Genomic DNA, 13,206 nt, shown 5'->3' on the forward strand with positions numbered 1-13,206 from the left:
CTCCGCGGTCCCGCGTACCCCGCCCGGCCTATGCTGTGCTCCTGCCGGGCGGGGTCAGGACCGCCGCAACCGACGTCGAGGAATCACCCGCCATGACACCCAGCGCCACCGACAGCCCCGTGCCCAGGGGCCGCAGCCGGCGCAACTTCGCGGGGGCGCGACCGGTGATGGCCGACGTGGCCCGGCTGGCCGGCGTCTCCAAGCAGACCGTCTCCCGGGTGCTCAACGACCATCCGGCCGTCCGCCCGGAGACGCGCGAGGCGGTCCTGGACGCCATGCGCACGCTCGGCTACCGGCCCAGCCGCAGCGCGCGGTCGCTGGCCAGCGGCCGGACCCGGATGCTCGGGGTCATCTCCTTCGACGCCGCCCGGTACGGGCCCGCCTCCATCCTGACCGCCATCAACACCGCGGCCCAGGAGGCCGGTTACCTGGTGAGCTCCATCGCGCTCGACACGGCCGACCACGACACCGTCGTCGAGGCCGTGAACCGGCTGTCGGCCGAGGGCGCGGACGGCGTCATCGCGATCGCCCCGCAGCAGTGGGTGGGCCAGACCCTGGCGCGGGCCGACCTCGGGACTCCCCTGGTGGTCCTGGAGAACGCCCTCGACGACAGCACACCCCTGGTCACCGGGGACTCCCGCACCGGTGCCCGCAAGGCCACCGAGCACCTCCTCGGCCTCGGGCACGCCACCGTCTGGCACATCGCGGGCCCCGCCGGCTGGACCTCCGCCGACCACCGGCTGGCGAGCTGGCAGGCGACGCTCCAGGCGGCCGGTGCCGACGTCCCGGCCCCGCTCGTCGGGGACTGGAGCGCCGGCTCCGGTTACGACCTGGGCCGTCGGCTGGCCCGGCGTCCGGAGGTGACGGCGGTGTTCGCCTCGAACGACCAGATGGCCCTGGGCCTGCTGCACGCCCTGCACGAGTCCGGGCGCTCCGTCCCCGGGGACGTCAGCGTCGTCGGCTACGACGACATCCCCGAGGCCGCGCATCTCCTGCCGCCGCTGACCACCGTCCGCACCGACTTCGCCGAGATCGGCACCCGTTCCCTGCGGCTCCTCCTGGACCGCATCGACGGCCCCGGGGAACGGCCCCGGGTCGACACGCTCGTCCCCGTGGACCTGGTCGTGCGTGCCAGCAGCGGCCCGGCCCCGGGGCGCTGACGGACGGTCCGCCGGCAGCTCAGCCGGTGCCCTCGGCGGCAGCGCGCTGCCAGGCCGTCTCCCGCAGCAGGCGCAGGCCGTTCAGCCCGACCAGGACCGTGGAGCCCTCGTGGCCCGCGACGCCCAGCGGCAGCGGCAGGTTTCCGGCCAGGTCCCAGACGACCAGGCCCGCGATGAACACCCCGGCGATGACGAGGTTCTGCACGACCAGCCTGCGCGCGCGGCGGGAGAGGGCGACGGTGGTGGGGACCGCCGCGAGTTCGTCGCGCACGATGACGGCGTCGGCGGTCTCCAGGGCGAGGTCGGATCCCGCCCGGCCCATGGCGATCCCGGTGTGGGCGGCGGCCAGGGCGGGTGCGTCGTTGACGCCGTCCCCGACGACCAGCACCTTGCGGCCCGCGCTCTCCATCTCCTGAACGGCCGCCAGCTTGTCCTGCGGCAACAGCCCGGCGCGCACGTCGTCGATGCCGGCCTCGGCAGCGAGGTGTGCGGCGGCCCGGGGGTTGTCGCCGGTGAGGAGCGCCGGGGCGGTGCCGGTGAGCGTGGTGAGCGCGGCGACGGTGGCGGCGGCGTCCGGGCGCAGCCGGTCGGCGATGCCGAGCAGTCCGGCGGGGGCCCCGTCGACGAGGACCAGGACGGCGGTGCGGCCGGACTCCTCCAGTTCCCCGGCGACGGCGGCGGCCGTGCCGCCCGAGTCGTCCAGCAGGCGTGCCGGGGCACCGACGGCGACCGTACGGCCCTTCACGACGGCGGTGACTCCCACGCCGGGAGCGGAGGTGAAGTCCTCCGCGCCGGGGAGGTCGAGACCGCGCTCGCGGGCCGCGTCCACGACCGCCCGGGCCAGCGGATGCTCACTGGGCCGCTCGGCCGCCGCCGCCAGCGTCAGCAACCCGCCCTCGTCCAGGGCGGATCCGGCCAGCGGCCGGACATCGGTGACGCGCGGGCTGCCCTCGGTCAGCGTGCCGGTCTTGTCCAGCGCGACCGCGTCCGTCTGGCCGAGCCGCTCCATCACCACGGCCGACTTCACCAGCACACCGTGCCGTCCGGCGTTGGCGATGGCCGACAGCAGGGGCGGCATGGTCGCCAGCACGACCGCGCAAGGCGAGGCCACGATCATGAACGTCATGGCGCGCAGCAGGGAGTCGGTGAGCTGTGCGCCGAAGGCGAGCGGCACCAGGAAGACGGCCAGGGTCGCGGCCACCATGCCCAGCGAGTAACGCTGTTCGACCTTCTCGATGAACAGCTGGGTGGGTGCCTTGGTCTCGGACGCCTCCTGCACCATCCGGACGATCCGGGCGATCACCGAGTCGGACGCGTCGCGCTCGACGCGGATCCGCAGGGCGCCGGTGCCGTTGAGGGTGCCGGCGAATACCTCGTCGCCCGGTTCCTTCGCCACGGGGAGCGGCTCGCCGGTGATGGTCGCCTGGTCCACGTCGCTCGCCCCGTCCAGCACGCGGCCGTCGGCGCCGACGCGCTCACCGGGGCGGACGAGGACGGTGTCGCCGACCGCCAGCTCCTCGACGGGAACGGTCTGTTCGCCGCCGTCCGGGGTCAGCCGGGTGGCCGTGGCGGGGGCGAGGTCGAGCAGGCCGCGGACGGAGTCGGCGGTGCGGGCGGTGGCCAGCGCCTCCAGCGCGCCGGAGGTGGCGAAGATGACGATGAGCAGGGCGCCGTCCATGACCTGCCCGATCGCCGCCGCGCCCAGTGCGGCGACGACCATCAGCAGGTCGACGTCGAGGGTGCGCTCCTTGAGCGCCTTGAGCCCTTCCCAGCCCGGCTCCCAGCCGCCCGTGACGTACGACAGGGCGTAGAGCGGGCCCCAGGTCCAGGCGGGTGCGCCGGTCAGCTGCAAGGGCAGCGCGAGCAGGAAGAGGACGGTGGCCGCCGCGGCCCAGCGCGCCTCGGGGAGCGCGAGCACACGGGTACGCCGCCGGGGCACGGTCCCGGTGCGCGGGGGCTCCGCCCGGTCGACCGGCTGCGGCGTGAGGGTGGAGGTCATCGAGGGTCCTTCAGGCGGGGGCGCGTGCCTCCCCACCATACAGGAACACATGAAGACTGATTCATGTCTTCATTCTCGATCGGGCGTGCGGTGCCTCCGTCAGGGCTCGCGCACCAGCCCGGTGAGGTGCGTCAGCCGCCCCGGACGCCGACCTCGTAGAGGGAGTAGCCCCAGCCGGTGCCGCGTTCCAGGCCCTGGACGCGTACGTACCTGGCCGGGGTGCCGGCGAATCTCGCGGTGTCCAGGCCGCCGTCGCCCGCTGTCGTGGACCAGGCGGTTCGCCACTTCACTCCGTCGGCGGAGAGCTCGACGCGGTACGACTTCGCGTACGCGCGCTCCCAGTCGAGGGTGACCCGCTCGACGAGCCGCGTGGAGCCGAGGTCGAGCTGGTACCACTGGTCGTCGCTCCAGTCGCTCGCCCAGCGGGTGCCGCGGTCGCCGTCGACGGCCCGGTGCGGTTCGTAGCTCGTGAACAGGCTCCACTCCGAGGAACTGGCCGACGCGGTGGCGCCGCGCGCCAGATCGACTCCGGCCTTGTGGTTCTCCGAGGCCTTCCAGGTGTCGAGGTAGGACTCGGCGCCGCGGAAGAGGTCGTCGACCACGTCCCGGCCGCCGACTCTGCGGATGTCCTCGATCCAGTCCGGGACCAGACCGTAGTGGGCGGCTCCGTCGGTGTTCAGGTCCCAGGTGCGCTCGCCGGTGGTCTGCCGGTCGATGACCGAGCCCCCGTCGACGCTCTTGAAGGGGTACGTGACCTTGTCGGGGGCGTCCGCGCCGCGCGGTCCCGGCCAACCGCCGACGCCGTTCATGTCGGTGCCGTACCCGTAGCCCACGCCGTACTTGTCGCGCAGCGCCTCCGTGCGCTTCGCCTCCGAGACGAAGCCCTCGGAGCCGTGCATGTACTGGGCGATGAAGCCGCCGAGGCCGTAGACCCGTTCGGTCCAGTCCAGGTCCATCCAGCTGTGCGAGGAGAGCACGCCGGGGTAGGACTCGGCCTCGAAGATGTCGAGCACCCGGCCGGTGGCCTTGACGCTCATGTGGTCGATCTCCAGCATCATCCCGCGTCGCATCATGCCGCGGACGGCGTATTCGCCGAGTCCGGTGAGTCCGCGGACGTTGCACTGGGCGTCCGCGTTGTAGGAGGGGACCCGCACACCCTCCGGGAGCTTTTTCTCGGCTTCGGCCGCCGCCGCGTTGCCGATGGGGTTGTCGGCTTGCGGTCCGGCGCACTTCTCCGTCCTCCAGAAGGTGCCGGTGGACAGGAACTGGCCGACGTTGATGGCCGTTCCGAGGGTGCCCGAGTCGAAGCGGACACCGCACAGCGCGTTGTCGAACTTGTGGCACAGGAACATGCTGCGCACGCCCAGCGCGTACAACTCGTCCAGGCCCTTGTCGATGTCGGCCCTGCTGCACTGCGCGATGTCCAGGACCTGCTTGCAGCCGAAGGGCTCGGAGGTCTCGACGCCGAGGACGACCGCGAGCTTGCCCTGCTCGATCACCTCACGGGCCTGCGCGCTGTCGGTGACGATCCGGAACCAGCCCTTGCCGGGCCCGCCGTACATCCTGTCCACGAAGGACTGCATGTCGTACGTCAGTTTGGCCTGCAGCCGGATGGACGTCATCTCGTCGCAGCCGCGGTCCTTGAAGAAGTACACGGAGCAGATGACGCCGTTGGTGACGAGGTCGTTGACCAGTACCCGCTGACCGCCGCGCCAGGCCCGCTCCACCCAGGCGTAGTAGTTCTGCTGGTGGGTCAGCGAGTCGTGGGCCGGCCAGTCCTCGAAGGTGGGCCAGCCGACCGGGTCGTGTTTGCCGTCGCCGCCGTTGGTGATGAAGTCGAAGATCGCGAGCGAGCCGTCCGGGTAGTGCTCCGGGCAGTCCTTGAGCGCGTCGGCGACGCCCCGCTCGGAGAACGGCTTGCCGCAGATCAGACGGCCGCCGAAGGCCTCGTTGGCGAAAATGTGGTCGTGCGCGTCGACGAAGCCGCGCACTTCGCCGCTCGCGTCGGTGCCGGTGAAGGGCTCGCCCGTGACGTTGATCCGGGAGTCCGGGGCGGGCCGTGCGGTCGGGTTCCACCAGTCGGTTCCGGCCGCCGAACTCGGCGTCGGGCCCAGCGCGACGGCCAGCACGAGCAGGAGGAGCGACACGACGGTGACGTTCTTGCGTCTGCGGTACGGGCGTCCGGCACTGGTCACAGCCACGTCCTCGGTCGGCGGGATGGCGGGGCCGACGTACCGGCCGTCCGCGACCGCGAAGGCCGGGGAACGACGGCCGGGTTGTCATGACCTCATCCAAGGTGCGACGAGGATGGCCACTACCGCTTCACGAGTCAAGGGCCCGGGACGGACGACCTACTGACGGGTCATCAGCCACCGGTGCCGGAGCCGGTTCGCCCCGGGACCTCCGGAGGTGGCCCCGAACCCCCCGGCGCGACCGGCACCAGGGGGCGTGACGCCGTCATCGCACCGGCACCGCGACGTACTGGTACTCCAGGAACTCGTCGATGCCGACCCGCCCGCCCTCACGGCCGAGCCCGGACTGCTTGACCCCGCCGAAGGGCGCGGCCGGGTTGGAGACGAGGCCGGTGTTCAGGCCCACCATGCCCACCTCCAGACCTTCGCTGACGCGCAGGCCGCGGTCCAGCCCCTGGGTGAAGACGTAACCGACGAGACCCCAGGGCGTGTCGTTGGCCCGGCGCAGGACCTCGTCCTCGTCGTCGAAGGTGAGGATCGCGGCCACGGGTCCGAAGATCTCCGTGTCCATCAGGCGGCTCTCGGGAGAGACGTCCGTGAGCACGGTCGGCGGGTAGAAGCAGCCCGGCCCTTCGGGCGTACGGCCGCCGACGAGGACCCGGGCGCCGCGCTCCACCGCGTCGGCGACGAGTTCCGCGACCTTGGCGCGTCCGGCGGCGTCGATCAGCGGGCCGACGTCGACGCCGTTCCGGGTGCCGGGGCCCACCACCAGCGCGCCCATCCGCTCGGCGAGGCGGCGCCCGAACTCCTCGGCCACCGAGCGGTGCACGAAGAAGCGGTTGGCGGCGGTGCAGGCCTCGCCCATGTTGCGCATCTTGGCGACCATCGCGCCGTCCACGGCCACGTCCAGATCGGCGTCGTCGAAGACGATGAACGGCGCGTTGCCGCCCAGCTCCATCGACGTCCGTACGACGGTGTCGGCGCACTGGGCGAGCAGGATCCGGCCGACGGCCGTGGAGCCGGTGAAGGACAGCTTGCGGATCCGGCCGCCGCGCAGCAGCGGTTCGCAGACCTCTCCGGCGCGGGAGGTGGTGACGACGTTCAGCACGCCGTCCGGCAGCCCGGCCTCCTTGAGGATGCCGGCCAGGGCGAGGCTGGAGAGCGGGGTCTGCGGGGCCGGCTTGAGGATCATCGTGCAGCCCGCCGCGATCGCCGGGCCGATCTTGCGGGTGCCCATGGCCAGCGGGAAGTTCCACGGCGTGATCAGCAGGCAGGGCCCGACCGGGCGGCGGGAGAGCAGCATGCGATTGCGCCCGTCGGGCAGCGTGCCGCACCCGCCGTCGATGCGGACGGCCTCCTCGGAGAACCAGCGGAAGAACTCGGCGGCGTACGCCACCTCTCCCCTGGCCTCGGCGAGCGGCTTGCCCATCTCGGACGTCATCAGGTGGGCGAGCTCGTCGGTGCGCTCCAGGATGAGCTCGTGGGCGCGGCGCAGGATCTCGCTGCGTGCCCGGGGCGCCGTACGCGCCCACTCGGCCTGGGCCTGGACGGCGGCCTCCTCGGCGAGCCGTGCGTCCTTGGGGCCGGCGTCGGCGACGTGGCAGAGGATCTCGCCGGTCGCGGGGTCGTCGACGGGCATCGTGGCGCCGTCCGCGGCGTCCACCCAGGCACCGCCGATGAACAACTGGGTCAGTACCTCGGTCATGATGTCTCTCCTGTGTGATCGGCGGCGGGGTCGAGGAGTTCCGCGAGGTGCAGGGCCCGGGTGCCCTGGGCGCCGGCGAGGTGGTCGATCTGGGTGGCGCAACTGAAGCCGTCGGCGACGACGGGGCGTCCGTCGAGGGCGTCGAGGCGGGGCTTGAGGGCCAGGTCCGCGACGGCCATCGAGGTGTCGTAGTGCTGTGCCTCGAAACCGAAGTTGCCGGCGAGTCCGCAGCAGCCCTCGGCCTCGTCGACATCGCGGACGCCGAGGCGGCGCAGCAGGTCGGCGGGGCGGCGGCCCTTGAAGGTGGCGTACTCGTGGCAGTGGGTCTGGAGCACGACGTTCCCGGGCAGCGGCGGCGGGCTCCAGCCCTGGTCGGCCAGGTCGGTCAGGGCTCCGGTGAAGGTGTGGACGCGGTCGGCGACGCGGCGGGCGGCATCGGTGCCGAGCAGTTCGGGCACGTCGCGTTTGAGGGCGGCGGCGCAGCTGGGTTCGGCCACGACGATGGGCCGGTCGTCGCCGTCGTCGAGGGCGTCGACGGTTCGGGCCATGATGGTGCGGGCGGTGTTCAGCTGCCCGGTGCTGACCCAGGTCAGTCCGCAGCACAGGCCGTCCCGGGGCGTGCAGGGGACGCCGGCGTCGGCCAGGACGCGGCTGGCGGCTCCCGCGACCTCGGGGCGGAAGGCGCGGGTGAAGCTGTCCACGAACAGCACCGCCTTCGCCGGCCCTGCTGCCTTGGACGCGCGCAGGATCCGGCGCAGGGCGCGCCGGGAGGCGAAGGCGGGGATCCTGCGCTTCGTCGTGACGCCGCCGAGACGGGCGAGCAGCGTGCCGAACGGTCCGCGCAGCAGGGCGTTGATCGGTCGTGCGGCGTATCCGGCCAGGGCGGACGTCCTGGGCAGCCAGCCCAGTGAGTAGTGGGAGCGGGGGCGCAGGCGGCCCTTGTAGTGCTGGTGGAGGAACTCCGCCTTGTAGGTGGCCATGTCGACACCGACCGGGCAGTCGCTGGAGCAGGCCTTGCAGGACAGGCACAGGTCGAGGGCATCGCGCACCTCGGACGAGCGCCAGCCGTCCTGGACGGCCTCGCCGCGCACCATCTCCTGGAGCAGCCGGGCCCGGCCGCGGGTGGAGTCGTTCTCCTCGCCGGTGGCCCGGTAGCTCGGGCACATCACCCCGCCCGCGTCACTGCGGCAGCGGCCCACACCGACGCAGCGGCGCACGGCGCCCGCGAAACCGTCCTCGTCGTGCGGGAAGCCGAACGTCGTCTCCACCAGCGGGAGTTCACGCAGAGCGAGATCCGCGTCCAGCGGGGCCGGGTCGACGATCACGCCGGGGTTGAGCAGCCCGTCGGGGTCGAAGGTCTGCTTGAACGCGGCGAACGCGGCGATCATGCGGTGGCTGTACATGACCTCGAGCAGCTCACTACGGGCGCGGCCGTCGCCGTGCTCACCCGACAGCGTGCCGCCGTGCCCGACCACCAGCGCCGCCGCCTCGGTCAGGAACCGGCGCATGACCGTCCGGCCCGTCTCGCTGGCGGGATCGAAGTCGATGCGCACGTGCACGCAGCCCGCGCCGAAGTGCCCGTACAGCACGCCGGTCAGCTGGTGCGAGGCCAGCAGTTTGCGGAAGTCGCGCAGGTAGGAGGCCAGGTTCTCCGGCGCGACGGCCGCGTCCTCCCAGCCCGGCCAGGACTCCCCGCCGTCCACGAGCCGGGCGGCCAGCCCGGCCCCGTCCTCACGCACCCGCCACAGCGAACGGCGCTCTGCCGGGCTCTCCACGACCCGGCCGCCGGTCATCCGCCCCCGGGCCCTGAGCACATCCAGCAGCTCGGCGGCGCGGGCGTTCACCGCGGCCTGGTCGTCGCCTTCGAGCTCGACGTACAACCAGGCCCGTCCCTCGGGCAGCCCGGTCACCGAATCCGCACCACGGCGGGCGCGCATGGTGGCGACGATCGCCTCGTCCATGCCCTCCACCGCACTGGGCGACCAGCGCAGGATCTCCGGTACGTCCTCGGCCGCCTCGACCACATCCTCGTAGCCGAGGGTCAGCAGCGTGGATGCCTGTGCGGTCGCCACCAGGCGGACCGTCGCGGCGGTGACGACCGCACAGGTGCCCTCAGTGCCCACGAGCGCGCGGGACACGTCGAAGCCGTTCTCCGGCAGCAGATGATGCAGCTGGAACCCGGACACCTGACGCGGGATCCGGCCCAGCTCGGTACGGATCAGCGCCAGGTTGCCCTCCACCAGCCGCCGGAGGTCCGCTTCGAGCCGGGCGACGCGCCGCACAGCCTCCGCGTCGCCCGGCTCGGCGGCCCGCAGCCCCGAGTGGTCGGCCACGGCCCGCACGCCGTCGGCCGTCACGATCTCCAGGGCCTCGACGTGGCCGCTGGTCCGCCCGTCGCGCACGGACCGGTTCCCGCACGCGTCGTTGCCGATCATGCCGCCGAGGGTGCAGCGGCTGTGCGAGGACGGGTCGGGTCCGAAGTCGAGCCCGTGCGGGGCGGTCGCGCCGCGCAGGGCGTCGAGGACGACGCCGGCCTCGACGCGTGCGGTGCGGGCCGCCGGGTCGATGTCCAGGATCCGGTTCATGTACCGGGAGAAATCCAGCACGACACCGGGCCCGACCGCGTTGCCGGCCATGCTGGTGCCACCGCCCCGGGCCGTGACCGGAACACCCGTCTCGCGGCAGGCCCGCAGCACCGCGACCACGTCGTCGGCGGTGCGCGGGTAGGCCACGGCCCGGGGCGGCACACGGTAGTTGGAGGCGTCGTAGGCGTAGGGGCCCGTCGCCCCCGGGCCGGTCTCCACCCGCAGGCCGGGCGCGATCTCGGCGATACGGGCCGTGAGACCCGCCAGGTCGCGGGTGGTGGTGGTCATCGGCCCGCCGCTCCCGAGGTGCCGGCCTCGACGGCGTTCGCCCAGGCCTGGAGGCCCTCGTCCACGCCCGTCTCGTCGATCACGAGGGCGGGGATCATGCGGACCACCTGGTTCCACGCGCCGCACAGCAGCAGGAGCAGGCCCTCGTCGACGGCGGCGCGCTGCACACGGGCGGCGGTCTCGGGGTCGGGGCTGCCGTCCTCGGTGACGAACTCGGTGGCGAGCATGAGGCCGAGGCCCCGGACGTCGCCGATGCCCGGGGTCCGGTCGGCCACCGCCTCCAGGCCGTGGCGCAGCCGCTTGCCCATGGCTTCGGCGTTCTCGACGAGCTTCTCGTCGCGGACGACGTCGAGGGTCGCGCAGGCGGCGGCGCAGGCGACGGCGTTGGCGCCGTACGTGCCGCCCTGCGATCCGGGCCAGGCCTTGGTCATGAGTTCCTCGGAGGCGGCGATGCCGGAGAGGGGGAAGCCGCTGGCCAGGCCCTTGGCGGTGACGAGGATGTCCGGGGTGACGCCGAAGTGGTCGTGGCCCCAGAAGCGCCCGGTGCGGCCGACGCCGGTCTGCACCTCGTCGAGGATCAGCAGGAAGCCGTGCCGGTCCGCGCGCTCGCGCAGCCCTTCCATGAAGGCACGGTTCGCGGGCACGTACCCGCCCTCGCCGAGCACCGGCTCGACGATGATCGCGGCCGTGTCGGCGGGCGACGAGATCGTCTGCAGTGTGTAGTCGAGCTCCTTCAGCGCGAAGCGGGTGGCGGTCTCCTCGTCCCAGCCGTAGCGGAAGGCCGTCGGGAACGGGGTGACGACCACACCGCTCATCAGCGGGGAGAAACCGGACCGGAAGCGGGTCCCTGAGGTGGTCATGGAGGCGGCGGCGACCGTACGGCCGTGGAAGCCGCCGTGGCAGACGATGACGTTGGGCCGGCCGGTGGCCTGGCGCGCCAGCCGCAGCGCCGCCTCGACGGCCTCGCTGCCGGAGTTGGTGAAGAACAGGCTGTCGAGACCGGCCGGCAGCACCTCGCCGAGCTTGTCGACGAGGCGGCGCAGCGGCTGGTGCATGACGGTCGTGTACTGGCCGTGGATCAGGGTGCCCACCTGCTCCTGCGCCGCCGCCACGACCTTGGGGTGGCAGTGCCCGGTGCTGGTGACGCCGATACCGGCGGTGAAGTCGAGGTAGCGGCGGCCGTCCTCACCGTAGAGGTGGACGCCTTCGCCCCGGGCCGCCACCACGGGTGTGGCCTGGCGAAGGTGCGGCGACAGTGCGGTCATGTTCGTCTCCCGGCCTACGTCGAGGTCTGATGGCTTGCTCAGCTCCGGTAACCGAGCATCCAAGCCACCGCGAAAGGCGACAACGCGTGATCTGTCCAGCCGGAACGCGTTGTTCGGACGTTGTGTCAACCGCCGGACCCCTCGGGTCCCGCCCGCCCCTTGTGTGGGCAGCTCTTGCGCAGGTCAGTGCCGCTTGTCAGAGTGACCGGGCAAGCAGGGAGACACCGTGAACGAGAACCATCCGACGGCCCCGGCCGGTCGCGCGCCGACCGTCGGCGACGTCCTGGCCCTGCCCGTCCTGGCCGCCGGACAGCCCCAGGTCGTCACCGGGCTGGCGCAGCTGGACCGGCCGGTGCGCTGGGTGCACATCACCGAGCTGACGGACCCGGCCTCCTTCCTCAAGGGCGGCGAGCTGGTCCTGACCACGGGCATGCCGCTGCCCGAGGACGCCGCGGGCGTCCGCCGGTACGTCGACGAACTCACCGAGGTGGGAGCGGCCGCGCTGGTCATCGAGCTGGTACGGCGCTACCACCGCCCGCCCGACGCCCTCGTCCAGGCCTGCCGTGCCCGGGGGCTGCCCCTGGTGACCCTCGCCCGGGACGTCAACTTCCTGGAGGTCACCCAGGTCGTCCACGCCCTCATCCTCGGCAACCAGGCCGAAGCGATGCGCCGGACGCAACGCGTCCACGAGGCGTTCACGGCCCTGACGTTGCGCGGCGCGGGCCCTGCGGACGTGGTGCGCGCGGCGGCGGAGATGAGCGGCCGGACGGTCGTCCTGGAGAACCTGGTGCACCAGGCGCTGATCTGCGAGCCGTCGGGCAGCACGGTGGAGGAGGCGCTCACCGACTGGGAGCAGCGTTCCCGGGCCACCGCGCCCGGTGATCACACGGAGGTGGGCGGCCCGGAGGGCTGGCTCACGGCACCGGTCTCCTACCAGGGCGAACGCTGGGGGCGCCTGGCCATGCTCCCGTCCCCCGGTGAGGATCCGGGCTTCGGGCCGGAGCACATCACCGTCCTGGAGAGAACGGCGATGGCCCTGACCGTCGCCCGGCTCATCCACTCCACGCCCTGGGAGCACGCGGCCCATCGCAGCGCCCTGCGGGAGCTGGCGGAGCAGCGCCACCACTCCCCCGAGGACGCCCGCGCCCGCTGCGCCGCGCTCGGCCTGCCCACCCGGGACAGCCGCTTCCTGGCGATCCTCGTCGACCTGGGCGCCGGTGCCGGGGGGAGCGAGCCCGAGACCCGGCTGCACGCAGAGCTCAGGTCGGCGGGGGTCCCGGCGCTCGTCGGGGAGCTCTCCCCCGGCCGCCTCGGCGTCCTGCTGGCCCTGCGCCCCTCCCAGCCGTGGCGCCCCGTGGCCGAACGCCTGAGCCGCACCGCGCTGAGCCTGGTCCCCGAGGCGATCGTGAGCGTCGGCTCACCGGTGGCGGAACTCGCCGACACCGCACGCTCCTTCCGGGAGGCGGCCCGGGTCACCGAGGCCACCCCGCCCGGCCAGGTCCTCCCCGCGGACCGCTCCTTCCACGAGCTGCCGGACATCGACCTGCGCCGCCTGCTGTACGCCCTGCGCGGGGACACCCGCGTCCAGGACTACACCGAACGGCGGCTCGGCCGGCTCATCGACCACGACACCCGGCACGGCACCGACCTGCTGACGACGCTGGGCCACTACCTCGACGCCGCCGGCAACAAGACCACCGCGGCCCGCCGCGGCGGCCTGTCCAGGGAGACCATGTACCAGCGTCTGCGCACCATCGAACGCCTCCTCGACACCGACCTCGAATCCGGTGAACGGCGCACCGAACTCCACGTGGCGCTCACGGCCTTGCGCGTCCTGCGCACCGAGTGAGCGTGGGTCGGCCCGAGGCCCCGCCCGCCGGACCAGCCGCCATTCCTGTGAGCCGTCCGCGGCCTCGTGCTGGAGGGTCAGCGGCGCCCCTGGGGACGCGCCGGTCAGGTACAGGTCCGGGTTCTTCGCCGCCCGGAACCCGCCGCGATGAAGCTGCCCAGCA

7 protein-coding genes are annotated in these 13,206 nt (G+C 73.1%); 2 read left to right on the forward strand and 5 right to left on the reverse strand.

Annotated features, from left to right (window positions below):
- Positions 1-92 precede the first annotated feature (92 nt).
- Positions 93-1,160, forward strand: coding sequence for a LacI family DNA-binding transcriptional regulator (locus SCNRRL3882_RS03195; protein WP_010043962.1), 1,068 nt, complete (start codon positions 93-95; stop codon positions 1,158-1,160).
- A gap of 19 nt (positions 1,161-1,179) precedes the next feature.
- Here SCNRRL3882_RS03195 and SCNRRL3882_RS03200 read toward each other — a convergent pair whose 3' ends face one another.
- The 5 genes from SCNRRL3882_RS03200 to SCNRRL3882_RS03220 all read right to left on the reverse strand — a co-directional run bounded on the left by SCNRRL3882_RS03200 (position 1,180) and on the right by SCNRRL3882_RS03220 (position 11,194).
- Positions 1,180-3,159, reverse strand: coding sequence for a heavy metal translocating P-type ATPase (locus SCNRRL3882_RS03200; RefSeq protein WP_010043960.1), 1,980 nt, complete (start codon positions 3,157-3,159; stop codon positions 1,180-1,182).
- A 131-nt stretch (positions 3,160-3,290) separates the two neighbouring features.
- Complete coding sequence (locus SCNRRL3882_RS03205; protein WP_010043957.1) at positions 3,291-5,354, reverse strand: discoidin domain-containing protein; 2,064 nt, start codon at positions 5,352-5,354, stop codon at positions 3,291-3,293.
- A 262-nt stretch (positions 5,355-5,616) separates the two neighbouring features.
- Positions 5,617-7,056 carry an NAD-dependent succinate-semialdehyde dehydrogenase gene (locus SCNRRL3882_RS03210; protein WP_102514726.1) on the reverse strand — a complete coding sequence of 480 codons (1,440 nt, stop codon included), beginning with the start codon at positions 7,054-7,056 and terminating at the stop codon, positions 5,617-5,619.
- Positions 7,053-9,929 carry an FAD-binding and (Fe-S)-binding domain-containing protein gene (locus SCNRRL3882_RS03215; RefSeq protein WP_010043950.1) on the reverse strand — a complete coding sequence of 959 codons (2,877 nt, stop codon included), beginning with the start codon at positions 9,927-9,929 and terminating at the stop codon, positions 7,053-7,055. The genes SCNRRL3882_RS03210 and SCNRRL3882_RS03215 overlap by 4 nt, the downstream gene beginning before the upstream one ends.
- Positions 9,926-11,194 carry an aspartate aminotransferase family protein gene (locus SCNRRL3882_RS03220; RefSeq protein WP_010043949.1) on the reverse strand — a complete coding sequence of 423 codons (1,269 nt, stop codon included), beginning with the start codon at positions 11,192-11,194 and terminating at the stop codon, positions 9,926-9,928. Before SCNRRL3882_RS03220 ends, SCNRRL3882_RS03215 begins: the two co-directional genes overlap by 4 nt.
- A 226-nt stretch (positions 11,195-11,420) precedes the next feature.
- Here SCNRRL3882_RS03220 and SCNRRL3882_RS03225 point away from each other — a divergent pair, with 226 nt between their 5' ends.
- On the forward strand, positions 11,421-13,043 hold the full coding sequence (locus tag SCNRRL3882_RS03225; RefSeq protein ID WP_010043948.1) for a PucR family transcriptional regulator: 1,623 nt from the start codon (positions 11,421-11,423) through the stop codon (positions 13,041-13,043).
- Positions 13,044-13,206: the final 163 nt, after the last annotated feature.

Origin of the sequence: Streptomyces chartreusis NRRL 3882 (assembly GCF_900236475.1) — a bacterium.
GTDB lineage: Bacteria > Actinomycetota > Actinomycetes > Streptomycetales > Streptomycetaceae > Streptomyces > Streptomyces chartreusis_D.

What these genes read in the sequence shown, in the direction of transcription:
- SCNRRL3882_RS03195 (WP_010043962.1), top strand. Translation starts at nt 93, where the DNA reads ATGACACCCAGCGCCACCGACAGCCCCGTGCCCAGGGGCCGCAGCCGG.
- SCNRRL3882_RS03200 (WP_010043960.1), bottom strand. Translation starts at nt 3,159, where the DNA reads ATGACCTCCACCCTCACGCCGCAGCCGGTCGACCGGGCGGAGCCCCCG.
- SCNRRL3882_RS03210 (WP_102514726.1), bottom strand. Translation starts at nt 7,056, where the DNA reads ATGACCGAGGTACTGACCCAGTTGTTCATCGGCGGTGCCTGGGTGGAC.
- SCNRRL3882_RS03215 (WP_010043950.1), bottom strand. Translation starts at nt 9,929, where the DNA reads ATGACCACCACCACCCGCGACCTGGCGGGTCTCACGGCCCGTATCGCC.
- SCNRRL3882_RS03220 (WP_010043949.1), bottom strand. Translation starts at nt 11,194, where the DNA reads ATGACCGCACTGTCGCCGCACCTTCGCCAGGCCACACCCGTGGTGGCG.